Here is a 20,643-nt window from a genome sequence, read left to right on the forward strand (position 1 = left end):
GCGTATCCACAGCGAACATCCGGGCGTTCACTTTCCGTTCGGCCTTAGCGCAAGATTCTGAACAGCTCTTGTTCCGGCCCCTAGGTGGACGGTAGTCGATCCATCCGTGCAAGAAAATACGGATTGGCGCGTCGCGCCTATTCATGCCTGATAACAACAGGATCGAGCAGGACCACCGGCGCATCAAGCGCCGTGTGCGGCCGATGCTGGGTTTCAAGTCGCCGGCCACCGCCAGCATCACCCTGTCGGGGATCGAAATGCTTCACATGATGCGCAAGCGACAGGCGAGGTACGCGTTCAATCCAAATCCCTCCCTGGCCGAGCAGTTCGCCATACTGGCGGCATGACAGCGGCCTGTCCCGACCAACCTTCATGACACAGAAAAAACCTTGCAACACAACCAACTCTTGTCGTCGTTTAGCCGCGCTTTTGAAAAGCCATCAACACTTCAGACTTCGCCCGAGCCGGACGACATCGGCGTCGTTTCGGTGACAAGGCTGATCAAAGACGAAGTCCACGATGCACTTCCTGGCTTGCCCGCATCCTCCGGCTGATTCTCGAAAAGTGGCTGCGGTGAACGCCCGAAATCTTTGATCGGTTATTCAACGGCCTCCGGCGTCATGGCTTGCAGACAGACGGACTGGCTCGGCCATCCAGTCGCGGTCGAACCAGCTGAGCTTGGGAACCTCTAGCCCCAGACTCCTTGCGATGGAGATGGCGAAATCAGGTACGACCGGGTATGTCGCGACACAGAGTCCGACGAGCGCGAAGGTCACCGCGCGGGCCGCAGTCCGGGCAAGCGCCTCCTTCACCTTCGGCGCAGCCGGAACTTGCAGCACTGAACATGAATAGCGGTCAATTGCGTCGACGAACGCCTCGATTGCGCGTGTCAGCTGACGTACGTCCGGGTAATCCGCTTCGAATCGCGCCCGCACTTCCGCGTTGAAGCGTCTGCAGTCCGCGAGGAACGCAATGTCGGTGGCTGACCACTGGCCAGGACACGGGAGCTCGTCTGTCGCGACCCGCCCGATGACCTCGTTAGCCTTCGCGACCGATCTCGACAGCCGTCCGTCCCAGAAGTCCCGTTTCCAGCTCTCGTAGGCACCCATGGAGAAGTCCTCGACAGAACCGTCCGGACGACACCGACACAAGTAGAAGCGAAGCGGCTCGGCAGTTTCTTCCGCAGCGATGTCGTTCACCCAGATTGCGTGATTTCGTGATGTTGAGAACTTCCTCCCCTCAAGCGTGAGCATCTGGTTGACGAAAATCCGTCGGGGGAGCATCTCATGGAGATCAAGCGCCGAAAGTACCCCGGGAATAACCAACAGACGTCCGAAGGCGTTGTCCGCCCCGAAGAGAATGTCCAGCTCCGGCATCTCGTCCCGTGGGATTTGGTACCAGAAGGCGGGGCATCCGCTCTTTTCTCTTATCGTTTCTAAGGCGAGCAAGTGCCGAGGCACGTGTTCCATGGTGATGGTAAACCGCTGGCATTCAAATCCTGGGATTGGAATCCGAATTCCCTCCCGGTTTGGGTTTGAGATGCAGACTGCCGGAAGCCCCCGGGACAGCCAGGACTCGACATAGAGCTTGGCGTAAATGGGCAGGAAGTTCCGCGAGGCGAAGGATTCGAGTGCGTCATGCAATGGAGCGAGGTTCAGGAAAAGGCGCTTCAGGGGACGACGTTCCAGCGAGCGCCCGTCGAGATCGACCGGATCCTGGAGTTCGGCATCGAGGACCAGCGCGCCGCAATCCTCGCATTCGTGACCGGAGGAATAGCCGCCGCAATATGGACATTTGCCGTGGACGAAGGCGTCCACCTTGAAGCGCCCACTTTGGACGTCATACGGGACCAAATGCTCTCTTTCAGCGATCAGGCCCTTGCTGCAAAGTCGCTTGAAGACCTCGAGAACGACCGCCTTGCCGCGGCGGTCAGGCTTTGTCCCAAGGAAAATATCCGAAACTGCATTGAGCCGATGCAGAGCCTCCTGGAAAGAAGCCGTGTTTTTCTCGGCCAGCTGGTAGTATTCCAGTCCAGCAGCGTCGGCCGCAATTGCAATGTGCTCAAGGTGACCGTGCGTGCCCTGCAGCACGAAAACCTCTCGGCCGCCGGTCTCGGCAATTCGGCGCAACACATCCGCGTAGAGGAACGGTCCTGAGGCATGACCTATATGCATGTTCCCATTCGGGGTAAGCATTGCGGGCACCAGCAGCAGCGGTCTGCTCTTTCCTATCGCTTCGTTCGTGGAAGTCGCCTCTTCGAAGGCTGCGCGGCTGTGCCACCACACTGTCTGCATGACTGCACCGCTGTCCAAAGCCTCAATCCTGTGCCTGCTCAGCGGGTCCATCCTAATGCTCTCTCCGCCAAGCAGCAGGAACGTCTTTTCGTCTAGATGAATTCGAACGCCGCCAGAGATCACCGTCCAAAATTCGACTTCCGTATGGTTGTGACGGCAAGTGGTCGCGCCTGGACTGAGCTTCAATAGTCGGATGGAAACGTCGCCCCCTTCCGGGAAGGGATCATGCATGACGATGCCCCCTTCGATCGAGATGGGGACCGCGCGTGTTTCATTTTTGAGATCTATTACTTGCGAACACATCATTTCGTTTCCACTCTCGAATTTCCGGTTGGCCATGCCGCTGGCAAGGTCTCGGGGCGACCTTGAGCAGGTTGAAGCACGTGCCCGTCTTGCAGCGCCTTCGCCACCACCGCAGCCCGTTCGGCCAGACCGCCGAGTGTGTGCTCCGTTGGGCCCCGAAGGCCAAAAGAGTGGTTCACCAAGAAAACGCGAGGTCTCGGACCGGTGAAACACGATTCTGGCATCTGATCGAGTCCCACTTCGAAGGACTCGTCGACAACGACGTCGGCATCTTCCATTCGCGGTTGCAGCAGTTGGAAGAATGATAGATGGCGACGGTTTGAAAAGCCCGTCGCGCATACCAGGAGTTCAATTTCAAGCGTCGTCGAGTCCGGCCTGCCTCCGATTCCGCGAAGGTCAAGACGAAGACCATTCTCGAGACGCTTTGCCGCCGTGATTTCAGTATACGGGAACAGCCTGAGCCTGTCGCGTCCGCACGCCTGGTCCTCGAATCGAAGATCGTAGATGCTTTTGAGGACGTCCTTGGTGACGGTGGAGAAGTTCGTGTTCCTCGTGTCGGAAAGAAACCTCTTGCGATCTTCGAGTGGCAACTCCGCGAACTTCAGCGAGTGTGGATAAGTGTAGAAATCATTTACGAACGGGTTGTCATCCGTCTGTTCGAAGAGGTGGCGCCGACCAACGACGATAACTTCCGACACTTCCCGGTGTTGGAGCAGGAATCTGACTATCTCGCCGGCGCTTTGCCCGGACCCGACGACCGCAACGCGAGCGTTAGCGTTGATCATTCCCTCGTTCGCATGGGATAGGAAGAAGTTTGAATGCACCACGCGGCCGGAGTCGACGGCCAGTTCTTCGGGGATGTATGGCTCATGCCCAAGGCTGACGACCACGTCGTCTGCCTCGATTTCTGAAACATCTCCGCTCGAGACATCCCTGGTCATGACGACAAGGGTTTGGGTTCCCGACGGCTTCTCGTGGAACCTGACCGCCACCGCCTCCTTGCCGAAAGAAATCTTGTTCGCAAAGAACCGGCTTACCCAGACCAGATAGTCGGAAAACAGCTTCCTTGAAGGATACAGATTGTTCGTATGGATGAAGTGATAGAGAAGCTCCTTGTCACGCAGGAACGAGAAAAAAGTGAATGGGCTTGCCGGATTCCTCAGGAACGCCAGGTCCTTGAACAACGACACTTGGAGCATCGAATCCTCGAAAGCGATGCCCGGGTGCCATTCTGCGCTGTCGCGGCGCTCAAGGACTTCCAGCGAATCCAGAACTGAGGATCCCCGCTCCTTGAGGCAGGTCAGCAGTGCCAGGTTTGCTGGTCCGCTCCCCACGAGTAGTGTCTTTCGTCTTTGCATGACCGGCTCCCAAAATCGTGCTTGTTTCCAACAGCCCGGTCGCGCGCTCGGCTAAGACAGCGATCCGGCTTCTCCTCAGTTGCTCGAGGGCCATCGCGGCGACATCGGCGAGCGCGGCTTTGCCGGGGTGTATGGGACCCCGCAACTGTTGACGCGTGACGCATTCCACGGCTGCGGCCACCGGAACTGCGGTGGCGATAGCCATGCTTGAGATGCCTCGCTCCTGAAGCTCGGAGCGCAGGATGCAGGTCCAGCGGCCAACCCGCCCTTGGCGATCCTCAATGGCGATGTCAAGGACGACCTGGTCGCCATCGTCATTTGGGCTCCGGCGACTTAAAAGCGCCTCCGTGACCTCCTTGACCTGCAGGCGCGCGCTCCCGATTTCGATCTCCTCGTCGGACAGCAGCCCGAGGCGATGCAACATCCGAACGCCATCCGCAAAGCCAGGCCACCGCACAGTCAATTGTCGAAGCGTTGGAATGCTAGGATGAGCGCCTGCAGCCGTCGACGAAACCATTGCATCATCGTATGCTTCGAGAAGGCCGACACCATCCACGAACAGCTGAGATACGCTTTCGAATCGATTTCGCGTTACGGCTTGGCCATCGATTCGAGCCAACGCGAGCCTCTGCTCTATGGGCAGCCGACGCCCAAAGGCGAGAGCATAGTTCAGCGGAGGTTCCGGAATTCTGGGAATCCCTCCGCAATGAGTTACTATGCTCTCTATGTCCTTTATTTCAGCCGCAACCAGCGAGACTAAAGATTCAACCAGTCCTGGTTCGAGACCCGCTCCCAAGACTACGGGCGGACCGTTAGGCGGTACCCGGAGAATGTCACGATCCCCAGGGCTCGGCCTGCCGACGCAAATAATAGGGGTGTGTAGACCTGCCTCGTGCGTTTGGTGCAAAAGCTTGCCGACCAAAACTCGGGAATCTCTCCAAGACGTAGCCATGATCAGCGATCGGGCTTGAACCGAGAGAACGGATGGACCCAACGACACGTCGAAGCGGACGTTTTCGAGATTGCCCAGAAGCCGTTGCGCCACGGCAAGCGCAGAATGGCTCCTGTCAATCACGACAACGAACGAGTCCGGCTGGTCCGCAAGTTGCAGCGCCACTGCCCGACCGACCGGCCCGGCTCCGATGACGACGTGTGATCTCCCGTGCATAGTGCCCTGCTTCAGCCTTTACTGCCAACTACGGTCGGGTCGGCTTGCGCCGGATCGTGCGATAGCCAAGGAGAGCGATAGCCGTTTGCAGTAGAGCCAAGCCGGCAATCAACAGCGTCAGTGTGTCGTATCCCAGCTGGACTGAGACGAGCCCGGCGGCGAAGGGGAAGAAATACAGGCCAAGAAAATAGGAAAGGCTGAAGATGATCTGCACCAAAGTCCGGGACTGCGGCGCAGTCACGCGGACGGCTTCTGCCTGCATCAGGGGATAGGATAGCCCATAAGTTATGCCGGTCGCCAGCGATGCCATTGCGTAAATGACGGGGTGGCCCGGGGAGTAGTGAAAGCCGAGAAGCGAAACGACCATCCCGCCCAGGAGTAGCGGCAAGGTGCGGTCGGCCGCACTGCGGGTTACGCGCGGACCAATTGCAAATCTGGAGCCGACTACTCCTATGGCCCAAAAGCCAAAGAATATTTCGTACGGAAGACCTGAATTATTCGCAAATAGAGCCTGGAAGTTTATCAAACTAGTGTAAATGCTTGCGGACAACAGTACAAGAACAAAAAACAGAGCAGATTTGCTGAAGAGGAGATCGAAAAGGTCGCGCGCAATCGAGGCGTTATTCGGAATATCGGCTTCGCGGATGTTCGCCGCACGTTGCGCTGCCCACGATGACAACGCTGACCCTGCCGTCGCCGCGAGCATTGCCAGAATGAACATATCCAGCGTGCCCAAGCCGGCGTACCGGGTAAGGAGGCTGCTCAGCAGCGGTCCGCAGGTTAACCCTAAGGTGGAGAATGCAGAGTAGGCCATGAAGCTCGATGGCCGGTCTGCATCGCTTGAGAGGGCGGAAATGCATATCGAGCCCATAGTGAAGTGCAGCGCCCATCCGCCTGATTGCAGCATGTAGCTGAGGAAGTAGGGGAATGTCGCGCGCACCCCCGACAATTCGTTCAAGAGTATGGTCGCGCAGGCTGCTGCATAGAGAAGCCCGCCGATGGGTGCGAGCCTCCGCACACTAAGCTGGCGTGTCAGCGTAGGACTGATCAAAACTATTAATATAGCGACCGCCATGCCTGCTGCTGAGATCGAACCAAAAAAAATCTCGTCGCGCCCAACCGACAACAGGTAGACTGGAAACAGCGCAAAAACGCCCATCGCGAAGGAAATCAGAGATCGTTCAGCAATGAACATGCGCCTGTACCACAAACGGCGCGTATTAGTGATCGAGATGCTGCGAGCGTTCATTTTGTTATGCCATGAAATTGTACTTTGCGTCGGTTAGGACGAAGATAAATTATGTATCTAAATATGATTCGCGTTTTTGGTGCGACCATTGTCATGGTCGAAGGAATACGTTGCCTTAGATCGAGAGCCTGAAGCATTGCGGTCCTTCGCCTGGTCATCGTGGCTACCCGTGACACGAGTTATGGCCGGCAGCTGTTGCCCGCCCGGCAACGAAGGCTCTCAAGAGTCATGCCAGCTTGCTTGATTGAGCTGAAGAAGGAACTTTGTGGTTGCTTTTCAGTCGATTAGCCCGAAGCAAAGCAAGAGATCGACTGAAAATGGCCATATCGCGAACTCGACAAACCCGACAAAAGATGTCGGATGGCGTTGTTGAGACTGCTCCGCTCTGACCTCGCCGGTGAGCCACGAACATCGTGCTGTGTCCAAATGGAGCCCGGAGTTGAGAGGGTTGTGTTGCAAAGTTTTTTCTGTGTCATGAAGGTTGGTCGGGACAGGCCGCTGTCATGCCGCCAGTATGGCGAGCTAAACCGGCCCGACTGGCTGGCCGAAATGAACTACACGCTCGCGGAGGCCATAGAACGCGTCGGTCCGGTATGGCTGACCTTGATTCCGAAAGCAGCGCGCGAGCTGGAATACGAAGACGAGCGCGCAGCGGGTAAGGCATGATCCAGCGGCCAGCTCTTCGTCAAGGACCGTCATTTCGCCCTTTCCCGGAACCGATCCCTAGCCTCACGAAATCTGAACCGCCTCCCCGTCCGTGGCGCCGACGCGCATCTCGTGCTTCGTGCATGGTCGCGGTCTTCGGGATCGATGTCCCGCCTGTCGAAGCGGGATTGCATCCTTCGACCAGACCGACCTGATGCCGCAGCACTTCTGCGCCCGATGCGCCTTCGATCTGCGCACGGCATCGAAGGTCTTCGTCAAAACGTCGGCACGACGGCTGGAACGGTCGATCGACGATATCTGCAAGGTGGAGATGGCCAAGGGATCGATGACGATCGGCGACCTGACTTCGCGCCTGCTGGGCGCGCCTATCGTTGCAGGCGTCTCATTGGGGAAGACGCTCACGAACCTGTCCACGTCCTCGCGCATCCGCTGCTTGGGGTCAGAACAAGAGCTGCTCAAAATCGTACGCGGCCTTTATCAACCAAAGACAGCTACGGTTGATTTGATGATGATGCCGCCATCCGGGCTTCGGCGCATCTGGCGTCCAGCTGCGGTCCGAAAAACGTTTGGCAGTTGCAGCGCCGGCGGCACCCGTGACCAGAGAGTCCGCATGATTTCCCGACCGTGCCGGGTTTTCCGGACGGCGCTTCCAGACACGACGCGCTGAGACCAGCGGAAGCCGATTTCATGGAAATACAGGTCGGCATGTTGCGGGCTGATATGGTGAAAGACGCCCGCGATCGTCCGCCGGACGCGGGAATTGAAACCCTCCACCGAATTGACGTGGACGGTGTCGCGAACATACTCGTGGCTCGAATGCTTCACGGTCTCATGTTTGGCAAAGCTCTCACCAATGGCTCATCGCTCATCAAATGGGCATCAGGTTCGATCTGCGTTTCAACTGCACGTTCGGCGGCACGCAACGAAAGTCCGGTCACGACCGCGGCACGCGCGTCACCGGCCAGAGTGCCGGGCGTGACGTCATTCGGTCGCTGCACCATCGCCATGACCGGCGTTTTATCCGTATTCGCCTGACCTTTCCGGCCCCGTCCCGGGGGCGGGTCATCCGGCCGCTTTCGGGGTCTTCCACCGAGATGGAAATGGTCGATCTCCACCGTGCCGGCAAGCATATTCTACCGCGCCACCATCAGACGTAGCGCATGTCCCATGCGCCAGGCCGTGGGCTGGCTTACCCCAAGGGTCTCGGCCAGTCGTACCGAGGACAAGCCTTTATCCGACTGCAGCAGCAGCCACATGGCCTTCAGCCAGACACACAAAGGCAGCTTGGTCGAATGCAGCGGGGTGTGGGTCGTCACGGTAAACTGGAACCGGCAATCGCCACTGGAACATTGATAAAGACCCGGCCGCGCCCGCCGCTTGCCCGTATCGCGACCGGCAAGCGCGATCGAACGCTTGTAACCACAGGCCGGGCAAATCCGACCATCCGGCCACACCATGGTTTCCAGCAATCTCCGGCAATGCTCCTCATTCCGGAATGCCTCGACCATTTCATCGACTGTCCTAATACTGGAAAGCGCTGCGAGCATCGTTTCAGGCATTCTCATCTCCTCCAGATCACGCTCCAAGAATCGCATGGGAATGCCTTGATCACAAGCCTATTGCTGTCTTTGGTTGATAAAGGCCGCGTACGATTTTGAGCAGCTCTTGTTCTGACCCCTTCACGATCAGTTCGTCGAGAAATTCATAGAAAGGGCTCGCAAACTTTCGGTTGGCGATGGCTTCGATCCAGGAGCAGCTATCGGACCACTGATCGACAGGCGTGCACTGACCAAGATCGAATCTCACATCGCCGATGCCGTCGCAAAAGGCGGCTCAGTTCGATGCGGTGGTAATCGAGTCGGCGAGCAAGGTACGTTCTTCCAACCGACCGTCCTTACCGACATCTCCAGCGAAATGGCAGTCGCGCAAGAGGAGACATTTGGGCCATTGGCGCCGATCATTCGTTTCGACGATGCGGAGCAGGTCGTGCGTGAAGCCAACGACACGATCTACGGCCTTGCCGCCTACTTTTATGCCTCCAACCTGAAGCGCGTCTGGCGCGTGGCCGAGGCCTTGGAATATGGCATGGTGGGTATCAACACGGGACGCATGTCCTCGGAAGCTGCGCCTTTTGGCGGGGTGAAGCAGTCCGGCATCGGGCGGGAGGGTTCCCGCCACGGGCTCGAGGATTACCTTGAAATGAAATACCTCTGCATAGGCGGCATCTGATTCATAGAAGGAGTGCTCGGCAAAGCGGGGTGTGCCGTATTGCGACAGCCCAAGCACGGCGCGCGCCGCGCGGCCAGAACCGATCTCAAGTGACGCGTCGGCGAAGACGATGCCCCCCGCTCCGATCTGCGATTCAGCGGGCTGCTGTAGCTTTATTGCAGCCCCAGCTTCTTCTTCAGTTCCGCGTTCTCCTTGCGCAGGCGTTCCGCAAGCAGGCTCTTCAGTCGCTTGTTTTCTTCTTCGAGCGCGACCAGATCCTTCAGATCGTCACCATCGGATGACAGCGCCGCGGCCTTCTTCCAGTGATAATAGGTCTGTTCCGATATGCCGGCCTGCTTCACCGCGCTCTTGAGAGTGGCGCCGCCACTGATCGACTTCGCGATCTGATCAAGCTTCTGGGTGCGCTCCTTCCCGGAGTGGACCTTCCGCGCGGTCGGCCCGGCCGCTGCTGGAGCTTCCTCCGCCTGGGACGCCGTATTGGCGCCGTTCTTCCGAGCAGGCTGCCTAGGTTCAGCCTTCGCCTTCCGCGACCGTGGGGCTTTCTTCTTCGTTTTAGACGTCTCCACCTTGGCTGCCGGTTCGATTGCAGTTTCTACTGATTCAGCTTCCAGGGGTTCTGCCATAAAATGCTCCGCTCGCGGTTTGTGCATGTGTTCAGCATCAAGGGCTAGGACATTGGAGTCAACAAGCCGACGATTTGGTAGCTCCATCTCTTTGAGCTCCCTTGTCGACTCGGCCAACGCTGCGGAGAGATCGACATCACTCCAGATTGAACCGCCCCGTTTTTGATAATTGCGCTTTTGTTTGATCTCCACAGTGAACGGTCGGGTCTGCCGCCTCATAGTTTCTTCCTTGTTGGACACGAATTGCACGGGGAGTCGCGGCTGACGACGATTGAACATCTGGCGCTTGCTCTGTTGCGCCGAGCTTTAGCGGATGAGTCCGCCCAGGAGCAAGCGCCGCTGGCCGCGTCGGAACGCCATCGAGCGCCGGACCCTAGCTCTCAATCGCTGCGCAGAATCTTTGCTTCGAGCGCGGCTGCGACGAAAGCACGCCGAGTGGCTGGTGGATGGGCCTCACCACGCAATACCCGCAGACAGGCGTCCATCGCTACCTTGCGCTTCTCGGTCTGTCGGTGAAGATCCCGCAGCAAGATGGTCGCGGCGTCGTTGACCTCGAACACAATACGCTCCGAGCTGTGACGGCCGACCTGAACCACGACTGGTCTCTCAAATCTGCTCAAGCCGGTCATCTCTCCCCTCTACCCTCGGCGGCGATCGGCCTCGGTCGCACGTATTTCCTCAGCCGGAAAGATTCGGCTGCATGCCCGCAGCAAAACTGGATCGATGGCATCCAAGCGATCCACGATATGCACTATTTGTTTCATCTTCGGTAGCGCCGGGCCTCGCAGTTTTGCGCACCAACTGCCCGGCGTCCGGTCGTACTGAGCGTTGACGAGGTTGGCCGGACACGCCGCAGCCGGGGGCGCCCGGCTGCAAGGGAGGCAGGAAATTCGCGCTCATCAAAACGGAGATTTGCGCAGTCCGCTATGGCTCAGTGCGACACTCCCGACTCCGATCTCTGCTCGCTAAGAACTCGGGATTGAGCGGGTCACCGGTAACCGATATGTCGGCCGCAACGGATAACCTTGGAGCATGCGGAAGCGGGTGCTGGGTCATGCCCTGGAAGTACTGATCGATTACACAAAATCGTAAAGACAAAAAAGTCAGTCGTGGCAGCCGCGAATTAAATAGTCGGCTCGTCGAAAGCAAAAAAACGTGCAGCACGAAGATCCTCATCCGTCCGTTCCAACGACGCTTGCCCCGCTTCGCAACCCGGTATTTCGTTCGATCTGGACGGCCACGCAGATATCCAGCCTCGGGTGGCTCGTGCAAACGGTTGCCATCAGTTGGCTGATGGCCACCATTTCGGCTTCCGACCTGATGGTCGCACTCGTGCAGGCTGCATCCACATTGCCGGTATTCTTCCTCTCAATTCTCGCCGGAGCCATCGCCGACAACTTCAGCCGCCGACGGGTGATGTTTGCGGGGCACTGCTTGATAGCATTGGCATCAACGACGCTGATGATTGCTGTGGGTCTGGGATTTGTCGATCCCTGGCTCCTACTCGGATTGGGCTTCCTGGCCGGCTGCGGCTTCGCTTTGAATGATCCGGCCTGGCATGCTTCCGTTGGCGATATCCTTCACAAGCGCGACATTCCCGCGGCCGTGACGCTTATGTCTGTCGGATACAACATTGTACGCAGCACAGGACCCGCTCTGGGTGGGACGATCTTGGCCTTCTTTGGACCGCTTGCCGCTTTCGCCTTGGCCGCGCTGAGCGATCTGGCGCCTCTAGGCGCAATATGGCGCACCAAATGGAAAGTTCGCTCTTCGCCTCTCCCTCGCGAGAGAATGGCGACGGCCATTCACGACGGAGTGCGCTTCACGGCGATGTCCCTGGAGATCAGGGCGGCAGTCGCCCGTGCAACCCTTTTCGGGTTGGCCAGCATTACCATCCTCGCGCTGCTCCCCCTCGTCGTCCGGGATCAGCTGAAGAGCGGGCCGATCGTCTACGGCATTTTATTGGCCGGCTTCGGAATGGGGGCCTTCGTTGCGGGCATGGGCAACGGCTGGCTCAGGCGAATCACGTCTCAAAACAGGCTGGTGGCCCTCGCCTCTGTCGCGTGTGCAGCATGCTGTCTTTGCCTTGCACTGACATCGTCGGTCGCTGTGGCGGCAGTCGCGCTGGCACTGGGCGGCGCAGGTTGGCTGATCACCTGGACCGGCATTGACGTGTCGGTGCAGCTGGCAAGCCCAAGGTGGGTGGTCGGCCGCACACTCTCGATCTACTACGCCCTGAGCGCTGGCGGCATGGCTGCCGGCAGCTGGATCTGGGGTTCTGTCGCGCAGAATTACTCCTTGACCTCGGCTTTGGAGGGCGCCGCGGGGGCTCTGTTGCTGGTTGCAGCAGCGGGAATAGTGTTGCCGATACGTCCATGGGAAGAAACGGACCAGGAAAGTTCGGATTTTCGTGCACCGGAGCTGGCGATCGATCTGAAGCCAAGGAGCGGCCCGATCGTCGCCAAGGTCGGCTACTCCATATCCGAAAAGAATACCGACGCCTTTCTCGCCTGCATACGTGCAAAGCGCCACGCTTTCAGCCGTGCCGGTGCACGAAACTGGACGCTTCAGCGCAACCTGCAGACGCCTTCACTTTGGACAGAGACGTTCCGCACGCCGACCTGGATGGACTTTCTTCGCCTCAATCATCGGCTCACGGCAGCGGACAAGGAAATAGGCCAGCACCTTCTCGCCTTGCATGAAGGCGAGCTTCCTCCACACACGGAGCTTTCGATCGAACGAACGACCGAGGCAGCTCGTAGCCGTGCCTCGACATTCGTTTCTCGTCCTCCGAGGTGACGTCATGGTGAAGCTGTTAGCCGATGAACAGGCGCGATCATCCCTGGGCTTTACAGAGCACAAGGCACGGTACCCCCTCTGCTGATAGCGATCTGTAAACTAACGTTCCACACTGCAATCTTATGCGACTTTCGAAGCACAAATGGTGAACATAGAAACGCGCGCTGGCACGTTTTGACGTTGAGCTCCTGGGTAAGTTCTTGGCGTGGCCATCCCCTGCTGTGTCGCGATAAGACTTCGCCGCCTTTGTTGGGTGGTCAACCCTCCCATCCGGCGCTGATAGTCAGCGCAGAACGCGAAACTCCTGTGCAGATCAGATAACGTATGACAGATGCCGCCAATGGCGGCGAGGAGCTCCCACGGGGCCATATCCAGGTGCATAGAGCGAACGGACTTACGGGCTCCAGTCGGAGGCGAGATCCTCACGGCCCGGGGCTGACAGCAGCTACGCAGCAGCCGCTTTGCTCCTACTATTGCCAAGGAAGTTCGTTATTTCAGCTAGCGATTTTGGTGGACTGAATAGATATCCTTGAACCTCGTCGCAACCTGTAGCGCGAACAATTTCCAGCTGATCCTCAGTCTCTATTCCTTCAGCCGTGGTCTTCATGCCCAAAGCACGGGCCAAACTGACAATCGCATGCACGATCGCCATGTGATCCTGATTTGTGGAGATTTGTTCCACGAAGGAANCGTGGTCTTCATGCCCAAAGCACGGGCCAAACTGACAATCGCATGCACGATCGCCATGTGATCCTGATTTGTGGAGATTTGTTCCACGAAGGAACGATCTATTTTGATCTTATCCACGGTATATTTTCTGAGATAGCCGAGCGAGGAATAACCGGTGCCAAAATCGTCGAGTGATATGCGGACCCCCAGCGCACGCAAGTCCCGCAGCGCACAGGACGACCTTTGGCTGTCCTCAAGCAACAACGTTTCTGTCACTTCTAGTTCAAGGCGATTAGCAGGAAATCCCGTAGCGGCGAGTACTCTGGAGACCATCTCAACGACATCGCCTCTCATGAATTGCGTTGGTGATAGATTAACGGCGAAATTGAGCTCGCCCGGCAGATTTGCAGCTGCTCGACAGGCTCTTTCCAACACCCACTCGCCTAGGTTGACGATCAAGCCCGTGTCTTCGGCGATGGCGATGATTTCCTCGGTTTCGACGGGTCCGTGTCTGCAGCCCGGCCACCGCAACAGTGCTTCAAGTGTGGTAACTTGCAGCGTGTGAATGTTCATGATCGGCTGGAATACTACATCGAACTCCTGGTCAAAATTGGCCGCACGCATATCGAGTTCAATCGTCCGACGGCGCTGAAGGCATGCATCCATCTCGGGCTGGAAAAAGCGATAAGTGCCACGCCCGTCTTCTTTGGCTTCGTAGAGCGCCAAGTCGGCATTTTTCAGAAGTGTATCAGGGTCGTCCGCAATCCCCGACGTTACGGCTACACCGACGCTCACCCCGATAATCACCTGATGCCCATCGAGCTCGTATGGTTCGCTAAGAACCCCTAGTACACGTTGAGCAAGTTGATCAACGTCCGCTGGCTGTGTGACGTCCGCCTGCAGGATCACGAATTCATCGCCTCCCAGCCTAGCCACAGTGTCCTCTCGGCGAATGATGGTTGAGATGCGCGCAGCAACCTCGCAGAGTAGGCGATCGCCCATGGAATGTCCGAGCGTGTCATTTACATTCTTAAAATGATCGAGATCCAAGCAGAAAACCGCGGCAGAGCGCTGATGCCTTTGGCACCGCGCCAGCTCACTCACCATTCGGTCACGAAGCAGAATCCGATTAGGTAAGTCAGTGAGAGCATCATGGCGCGCCATGTGCACCATTTGGGCCTCAGCGTGATGGCGTTCGGTAATATCGTCGTAAGTAGCCACCCAGCCTTCATTGTTCATCGGTTGATGCAAAATTGAAATCACGCGGCCATCGCTCAGTTCCTGCAGTAATGTGCCACGCTCCTTTTGAGCAATCAGGCGAAGTTGTTCCGAATAAATATTCTCAGCGCGATCTTGGGAGCAGATACCCGTGCAGATCGTAAGCAGCTTGATATCCTCAAGGGTGCTCCCCGGCGGCAGCAATTCTGGCGACAGGCCATACATGGTGGCCAACCTACGATTGCTAACGATGAGCCGGCGGTCTTCGCCGAACATGCAAAGCCCCTGGGACATGTTGTGGAGTGCCGTATCGAACAGACGATTCTGCGTGATCAACTCATCATTTGCGGCATGCGCTGCAGAATTGGCCTTCTCAAGGTCCTCGCCCGTTTGCACCAATGTCGCATTGAGCGCGTGGAGTTTTTGCTGAGCCTGGATAAGAAGTCGATTTCGTCTTTCCAACAGTACGATAAGGACAAACGTGCAGAGTACGAGGCCCCAAGCCAGGGCAGAGAACGTCCAATGCAGTTTCAGAAGTTCTTGTTGGTCGCGCGCTACCTGTTGGCCGCCGTAATTATTGGCCTCCGCGGCGAGACCGATGAGGTCTCCTTCCAGAGGGACCATCTCTGACAGGATGGCTCGTGCACTTGCTGGATCGTCCACCTGCTCGATCAGCATTTCGGCGCGGTGGATGAAATTTGATAGTGATTCCACCGTCGTTCGCCGGTCGTCTGCTTCCAGCACAAAGGGCTGAAACTCACCACTGCGAAACAGCTGAAGCCGGTTCTTGACGATGTCAAACCGAAGCTTCGCCTCTTGCTTCGAACCTTCACTGGCCGCCAGTTCGCTGACGCGCTGACGTAGCCGCAAAAACTCGTTCACACCCTGACCTGCGCTCCAGGCCACATTGTAGCGCGAGACCTTGGCGAGCATCTCCTGTCGCTCGAAGATGAGCGTCGAAAGATAAACTGCGCCAAAGCCGAGAACAAGGATCGCGGCGCTAAGGGCTATTTTTAAGGGGTGAAAAGCGCCCACTAGAGAACTCTGCGACAACGCATCCGTTATCTTTTTTTATCGCACAATGAGGCGTGTAAGTTGCCAAATCGAGCGTGCATAGTATTTTTGGGCGTGCAATTCTGGAGCGCTGTCGTACGGATACACTACGAAGAGCGGCCCCTTATCGCTAACGGGCATGTATTGCTTATCGCGCTTCAGCGCCAATATTACATCGAAGTCGTCAAAATCCTTAAGAGGAATGGTCGTACGGTAGTCGTTCAGCGCTATGGCGACTACTTCCGTGCCCTGCGCTCCGACAAGCGCCATAATCCGTTTGAGTAAAACGCCTTCGAACTCGGCCGGTCCGGAAAACCAAGGCGTAGTGGTGGTCAATGTGGTCATACCGAGCTTCTCAAGCATCCCACGATCGAACTGCGCCACACCGTCGCCGTTAGTCACTCGGATATTGCCCTCGATCGCCAGGATTGGCGTTTCCTTTGGCGGCAACAGCTGTTGAACCTGAACGTGCCCCGGCGATATGGTCAGCAGCAGAAGCGCAACAGCTAAGGCAAGTGCGCCGCGAATCCTTGACATCATTTTATCCTTTGCCTCACTACCCGCTTTCAATGTCGTCACGATCCTTGAACGCCGCGTTAACTGGGCCCGTAAAATCGCTGGCTAACCGCTGTTTCAGTTGGGCCAGGGGCCGGCTCAGCGCGTTTGACACCGATCCATCAGAATGTCAGAAGCTTGGCCCTCGGCTTCTTAAGGAGTGAATTTTGGAACGTTCTGCCAGCTTCGCCATGGTCGAGACTTACAAAGAGTTCACATTCGAGGCCGCCCACCAGCTGCAGCCATTTTCCGGGTTACACGGCCACACCTTCAGGGTTCGAGTCCACTTTAAGGGCTCACCTGATGCAGTGTTTGGCTGGCCGGCCAATCTTTACGAGGTAGAGCCGAGGATTAGTTCAGTGCAAAAAGTCCTGGATCATACATACCTGAACGACATTGACGGTTTGGCGGTGCCCTCCTTAGAAAACATCGCCAAATGGATCTGGGAGAAGCTGGCGCCTCATTCCCCGCAAATTGATCGCATTACGGTGTCGCGCGGCCCAGATGGGCAAGCTGAAGGCTGCACATATTCTAGGAGCCCCTGATTGCCGGGCCAATCGGCCGTTTAGTTCCGGGCAGTGGTCAAGCCAAACTTCGTTCTTCCATGGACGAGATCTGTGGCGGAGTGTTTGGCGATTTCCGTTTGAGTGCCTCAGCTATGCAGGAGGTTCGGACAAGCCAACCTCAGCCCGAATTCAAGGTCACTGCACCAGGCCCGGACAGAGGCATTGTGTTAGCCTTCAGTCCTGTTTGTCGTCGCTGGGTCATGGTCCTTTTCGAGGTAGAGTGCCTCATGAGCTTGGGCAGGGTGCCTCAACACGACGTCTATCGCTCGAAGACGGTCAAGGTCCCCATCGCCGACTGGGGTTCACCTTCAGGCTGCCCACGCCGGCAGAAATCTTCTCCTCGCCGGATTCCTCACGAAATGTAATTGGTTGGCCTCGAATTCCGCCGCCGCCTGCTTGTGGCGAAAGGAACCTTATCGCTGAGCTTTAGGAACATCCAAATCCCCGGATGCCTTTGAAAGGCATGATCTCGCTGCCGCCATTGAAGCACTGGAGAACCACCTTAACCGAATACATCGCACGGCGCTGGACGTGATGAACTCCCTTGGGGAGCGCAGAGCGAGGATCTCATTTTAGGCGACGATCGATCCGGCGATCTGCCCTAGCACCTATGTGCATTCGGCAAGGGATTGACGCGAAGGTAGTCGCGTTTAAAGATTTTGACGTGGCCTCCGACTGCCATTTGACTCCGCGTTCTTCACCGGCGTGAAGCCGGGACCAGATTCAACGCCACGCGTGTGTATATTTGTTGTTCTGCAAGCTTCGTGAGCCGCTATTCCCGTCCGCGGCGTCGGCTCGCCACGCTTGACGTCGGTTCGCGTTTGCCGACCTCCTTCGCATACAGCTCGATCGGGTGAGGCCTTCCGATCAGATACCCCTGCAGAGCAGTGCAGCCCTCCTTCGTAAGAAAACTCAGCTGGTCGATCGTTTCGACGCCTTCGGCCACAATGTGCATCGAGAGGTCCCGGCCCAGCCCGACAATGGCGCGGATGATGGCCGCCGATTGCGGATTCTCAAGCATCCAAACAAATGACTTGTCGATCTTTATTTTGTCGAAGGGGAAAGACTGGAGATAGGAAAGCGACGAATAGCCTGTCCCAAAATCGTCCAGGGCGATCTTTACTCCAAGCGATTTGAGGCGCCTGAGGATCGAACTAGCCCGCGATAAGTCGTCGAACAGCACGCTTTCTGTAATTTCCAGCTCGAGCCGCGTCGGGTCGAGCGCCGACTGCAACAGAATCGAGTGGACTATGCCGGGAAGATCGCCTTGGCGAAATTGTACGGGAGAGAGGTTAACGGCGATGTTGATTGTGTTTGACCATGACGCCGCCTCCCGACACGCCTCGCGCAGCACCCATTCGCCGATTGGAACGATCAATCCGCTGTCTTCGGCCATGGGAATAAATTCCGCAGGGGGGATCATTCCTCGTTCTTTGTGGGACCACCGGACCAGGGCTTCGAACCCAACGATCTGACCCGCTACGTTCGCCTGCGGCTGGAAGTGCAGGAACAACTCGCCGTTTGCTAGAGCCGAGCGCAAGTCCTTCTCAAGTGCGCGGCGCTCACGCAGCTTGCGATCCATATCCGCCTCGAACATACGGAAAACGCCATGCCCGTCGGCCCGGGCGCGATCGAGCGCTGCGTGAGCGTTGCTCAGGAGGGATGTGAGGTCAATCGCGTCATCGGGAAAGAAGGCGATACCGATGCTCAGGCCGACGTGCAATTGGTGGCCGTCGACATCAAAAACGTCGGCGATTGTGGCCAGCAGACGGTCAGCAAGCGCTATTGCTGTCTCCGGATGCGGGCCATCAGCAATGATAGCTGTGAACTCGTCGCCGGTGCGCGCAAGGAAGTGCTTGCCCGCGCTCGCTGTCAGCCGCGCCGCCACCTGTCGAAGCACAGCATCCGCCACCTCGGGGCCGCAAACATCGTTTACTTCCTTGAACCCGTCCACGTTCATACGCATGACAGCGAAGGATTCCCTGCCGGATGTCGCCCGCTCGATCGTGAATTCGAGACGCTCGACGAGGGCTGTCCGGTTGGGCAAATCCGTCAGCCCGTCGTGGGTGGCCAAATGGGCGATCCGCGCCGCGTCTCGCTTGCGCTCGGTCACATCCTCGGCCACCGCGAGGACATATTTCGACTTTCCGTCATGGCTTTCCACCGCGAGCCGTCGCGTAACGAGATCCCGTTTGCCCTTGTCCCGCGTTTGGATCTGCTCTTCCTCGGCTATCTGGATGGAATCGGAACGCAACGCCTGCTGATCACGAACGACGAACGACTCGGCCTCTTCTGGCGGAAAGAGGTCGGAATCGGTCTTGCCGATCAGCTCCTCGCGCGGGATGCCAAGCAGTTCCTCACCCGCCCGGTTCATCAGAACATAGCGGTGCTCCCGCGCCTCTTTGGCGAAGAGCATGACGGGAATGTTTTCGATTACCGTATCCAGGAACTCTCTGGTGCGACGCAGGTCGTCCTCAGCCCGCTTGCGCTCCGTCACGTCGACAACCGCAACCATAAAGGCTGGGCGGCCATCATACTCGATGCCCTTGGAATAGGCGACGATGTCGATCGGGCTGCCGTCCGCCTTGATGTGGCGCCAGGTACTCCCGGTGCGGTACGAGCCCTCGCCTGTGCCGACCACTTGGAGAAACGCTTCCCTGTCTTCCGCCGGCCTGATTTCAAGGATGGATTTGGAAAGAAACTCTTCGCGGGTGTAGCCATAATGCTCGACGGCAGCTTGGTTGACTGCCAGAAACCGCAAGCTGGCTCTATCAAACACCCACATGGGGATCGGGTTTTCTTCGAACAGCAGCTGCAGCGAGGCTTCGTGCTGCTTCAGCTTGGTGATGTCCGAAATACAGCCGACAACGAAGCGAGCGCCATTCGGCAGCGACGCCCGCGCCTTTCGCGTCACGAGGGTCCGGATTTCCCCGTCCGGCCCCTGAATGAGTTCCTCATTCTCATTGACTTCTCCGGTTTCCAGCACCAACCGATCAACCTGCCGGAACACATCCGCCTGTTCCTTCGGGACGAAGTCGTAATCCGTCTTGCCAGCCAAATCATCATAAGAATGACCCATGAAGTCGCACATACTTCGGTTCAGCACAACGAAGCGGGATTGATCATCCTTCAGGAATATCGGATGCGGCACTGCGTCGAGCACCAAGCGCACGGCGTCAGCATCGTCCTTGGAGAAGGACCCGGTCACCAGTTCCACAGGAAAGTCTGAACACGACATTCCGTATCTCCCGTGTGTGAAGGACCAACGGTTGTATATTAGGAACCCATGTTTGTCCGCAACGATCCAAGAATGGTATTAGCTATGATTAAAATCCGGGCGAGTAACGGATGATCTGCCAAGCGAACCGCAGAGCCTGACGAGCCGACGAGGATGCTGCCGGATACTTAGGCCTTTCAAAGGCCGAGGCTGTGCTGCAGCAAGCGCGCATTCGATAAATGCATGAACTTGGCGTTATAATTCAACGTGTCGGTCCACCGAGCGCTGCATCTTTTACGCCTGAGCTCGTCGGACACTCTGCCGACGCAGGCACGGAAATCTCTGCTGAAGAGCAGACGGATAGGATGCGCGGGAGTGGCGACCGACCACGCTTGCTTCTAAATGCAGGCTGAAAGCGGCCACCCGGGCGATTACGCTGTTGTCGGGGACTAGGGGGCGTGCACATCCCAGCCGATGCTCCGTGTTGCGGATTGCGAGACCATTCAGGACGCCTCGCCGCAGCCTAACATTTCGACGCAAGCACAGGATAACAAAGAAGGGGACTCCAATCTGCGTTCCGCAGGGGCAGTCGCCGGGTATTATGTTCATGCGTCCCACGGCGACATTGAGGAGCACGGTTATTTGGCCGTGTTGACAAAGTCCGTAACTTCTTGAT

13 protein-coding genes and 3 pseudogenes are annotated in these 20,643 nt (G+C 57.4%); 5 read left to right on the top strand and 11 right to left on the bottom strand.

Annotated elements, in window-relative coordinates; all coding sequences use genetic code 11:
- Nucleotides 1-110: 110 nt before the first annotated feature.
- Nucleotides 111-347: pseudogene (locus tag CIT26_RS08995) on the top strand (DDE-type integrase/transposase/recombinase); the annotation flags it as partial.
- A gap of 255 nt (nucleotides 348-602) precedes the next feature.
- Here the strand turns inward: CIT26_RS08995 and CIT26_RS09000 are convergent.
- From CIT26_RS09000 to CIT26_RS09015, 4 genes are all read right to left on the bottom strand, one after another.
- Nucleotides 603-2,525, bottom strand: coding sequence for a class I tRNA ligase family protein (locus CIT26_RS09000; protein WP_167391332.1), 1,923 nt, complete (start codon nucleotides 2,523-2,525; stop codon nucleotides 603-605).
- 71 nt (nucleotides 2,526-2,596) lie between these two features.
- The gene (locus tag CIT26_RS09005) at nucleotides 2,597-3,955 is read right to left on the bottom strand and encodes a SidA/IucD/PvdA family monooxygenase (protein ID WP_095492259.1); all 1,359 of its coding nucleotides are present in this window, start codon (nucleotides 3,953-3,955) and stop codon (nucleotides 2,597-2,599) included.
- Nucleotides 3,846-4,907, bottom strand: coding sequence for a saccharopine dehydrogenase C-terminal domain-containing protein (locus tag CIT26_RS09010; protein WP_245319292.1), 1,062 nt, complete (start codon nucleotides 4,905-4,907; stop codon nucleotides 3,846-3,848). Before CIT26_RS09010 ends, CIT26_RS09005 begins: the two co-directional genes overlap by 110 nt.
- A 244-nt stretch (nucleotides 4,908-5,151) precedes the next feature.
- Nucleotides 5,152-6,372, bottom strand: a complete 1,221-nt coding sequence (locus CIT26_RS09015) for an MFS transporter (RefSeq protein ID WP_095492261.1) — start codon at nucleotides 6,370-6,372, stop codon at nucleotides 5,152-5,154.
- A gap of 453 nt (nucleotides 6,373-6,825) precedes the next feature.
- Between CIT26_RS09015 and CIT26_RS09020 the strand changes: the two genes are divergently transcribed.
- Nucleotides 6,826-7,038, top strand: a complete 213-nt coding sequence (locus CIT26_RS09020) for a hypothetical protein (RefSeq protein ID WP_143747805.1) — start codon at nucleotides 6,826-6,828, stop codon at nucleotides 7,036-7,038.
- A 477-nt stretch (nucleotides 7,039-7,515) separates the two neighbouring features.
- Here CIT26_RS09020 and CIT26_RS09030 read toward each other — a convergent pair.
- A pseudogene (locus CIT26_RS09030) lies at nucleotides 7,516-8,597 on the bottom strand (IS1595 family transposase).
- A gap of 118 nt (nucleotides 8,598-8,715) precedes the next feature.
- Here CIT26_RS09030 and CIT26_RS09035 point away from each other — a divergent pair.
- Nucleotides 8,716-9,267: pseudogene (locus CIT26_RS09035) on the top strand (aldehyde dehydrogenase family protein); the annotation flags it as partial.
- 152 nt (nucleotides 9,268-9,419) lie between these two features.
- On the opposite strand, the gene CIT26_RS09040 reads toward CIT26_RS09035, so the two are convergent.
- A complete protein-coding gene (locus CIT26_RS09040) occupies nucleotides 9,420-10,109 on the bottom strand; it encodes a transposase (RefSeq protein ID WP_245319277.1) in 690 nt (229 codons plus the stop codon).
- Between the two features lie 161 nt (nucleotides 10,110-10,270).
- Entirely contained in the window at nucleotides 10,271-10,519 is a 249-nt protein-coding gene (locus tag CIT26_RS09045; protein WP_095492264.1) for a DUF982 domain-containing protein, read from the bottom strand.
- A 526-nt stretch (nucleotides 10,520-11,045) separates the two neighbouring features.
- Here CIT26_RS09045 and CIT26_RS09050 point away from each other — a divergent pair.
- A complete protein-coding gene (locus CIT26_RS09050) occupies nucleotides 11,046-12,689 on the top strand; it encodes an MFS transporter (RefSeq protein ID WP_095492265.1) in 1,644 nt (547 codons plus the stop codon).
- Between the two features lie 445 nt (nucleotides 12,690-13,134).
- Here CIT26_RS09050 and CIT26_RS37420 read toward each other — a convergent pair whose 3' ends face one another.
- The 3 genes from CIT26_RS37420 to CIT26_RS09060 form a co-directional block, all read right to left on the bottom strand.
- Entirely contained in the window at nucleotides 13,135-13,341 is a 207-nt protein-coding gene (locus tag CIT26_RS37420) for an EAL domain-containing protein (RefSeq protein ID WP_245319283.1), read from the bottom strand.
- On the bottom strand, nucleotides 13,293-15,509 hold the full coding sequence (locus CIT26_RS09055) for a putative bifunctional diguanylate cyclase/phosphodiesterase (RefSeq protein ID WP_425350333.1): 2,217 nt from the start codon (nucleotides 15,507-15,509) through the stop codon (nucleotides 13,293-13,295). The genes CIT26_RS37420 and CIT26_RS09055 overlap by 49 nt, the downstream gene beginning before the upstream one ends.
- A gap of 138 nt (nucleotides 15,510-15,647) precedes the next feature.
- Entirely contained in the window at nucleotides 15,648-16,166 is a 519-nt protein-coding gene (locus CIT26_RS09060) for a putative pterin-binding protein (protein WP_095492279.1), read from the bottom strand.
- 185 nt (nucleotides 16,167-16,351) lie between these two features.
- Between CIT26_RS09060 and CIT26_RS09065 the strand changes: the two genes are divergently transcribed.
- Entirely contained in the window at nucleotides 16,352-16,729 is a 378-nt protein-coding gene (locus tag CIT26_RS09065; RefSeq protein ID WP_245319286.1) for a 6-carboxytetrahydropterin synthase, read from the top strand.
- A 793-nt stretch (nucleotides 16,730-17,522) separates the two neighbouring features.
- Here the strand turns inward: CIT26_RS09065 and CIT26_RS09070 are convergent.
- Nucleotides 17,523-19,988: a sensor domain-containing protein gene (locus tag CIT26_RS09070; protein ID WP_095492267.1), complete on the bottom strand. Its 2,466-nt coding sequence runs from the start codon at nucleotides 19,986-19,988 to the stop codon at nucleotides 17,523-17,525.
- Between the last annotated feature and the right edge of the window lie 655 nt (nucleotides 19,989-20,643).

It is taken from the genome of Mesorhizobium temperatum (assembly GCF_002284575.1).
GTDB lineage: Bacteria > Pseudomonadota > Alphaproteobacteria > Rhizobiales > Rhizobiaceae > Mesorhizobium > Mesorhizobium temperatum.

What these genes read in the sequence shown, in the direction of transcription:
- CIT26_RS09000 (WP_167391332.1), bottom strand. Translation starts at nt 2,525, where the DNA reads ATGCATGATCCCTTCCCGGAAGGGGGCGACGTTTCCATCCGACTATTG.
- CIT26_RS09005 (WP_095492259.1), bottom strand. Translation starts at nt 3,955, where the DNA reads ATGCAAAGACGAAAGACACTACTCGTGGGGAGCGGACCAGCAAACCTG.
- CIT26_RS09010 (WP_245319292.1), bottom strand. Translation starts at nt 4,907, where the DNA reads ATGGCTACGTCTTGGAGAGATTCCCGAGTTTTGGTCGGCAAGCTTTTG.
- CIT26_RS09015 (WP_095492261.1), bottom strand. Translation starts at nt 6,372, where the DNA reads ATGAACGCTCGCAGCATCTCGATCACTAATACGCGCCGTTTGTGGTAC.
- CIT26_RS09040 (WP_245319277.1), bottom strand. Translation starts at nt 10,109, where the DNA reads ATGAGGCGGCAGACCCGACCGTTCACTGTGGAGATCAAACAAAAGCGC.
- CIT26_RS09045 (WP_095492264.1), bottom strand. Translation starts at nt 10,519, where the DNA reads ATGACCGGCTTGAGCAGATTTGAGAGACCAGTCGTGGTTCAGGTCGGC.
- CIT26_RS37420 (WP_245319283.1), bottom strand. Translation starts at nt 13,341, where the DNA reads ATGGCGATCGTGCATGCGATTGTCAGTTTGGCCCGTGCTTTGGGCATG.
- CIT26_RS09060 (WP_095492279.1), bottom strand. Translation starts at nt 16,166, where the DNA reads ATGTCAAGGATTCGCGGCGCACTTGCCTTAGCTGTTGCGCTTCTGCTG.
- CIT26_RS09070 (WP_095492267.1), bottom strand. Translation starts at nt 19,988, where the DNA reads ATGTCGTGTTCAGACTTTCCTGTGGAACTGGTGACCGGGTCCTTCTCC.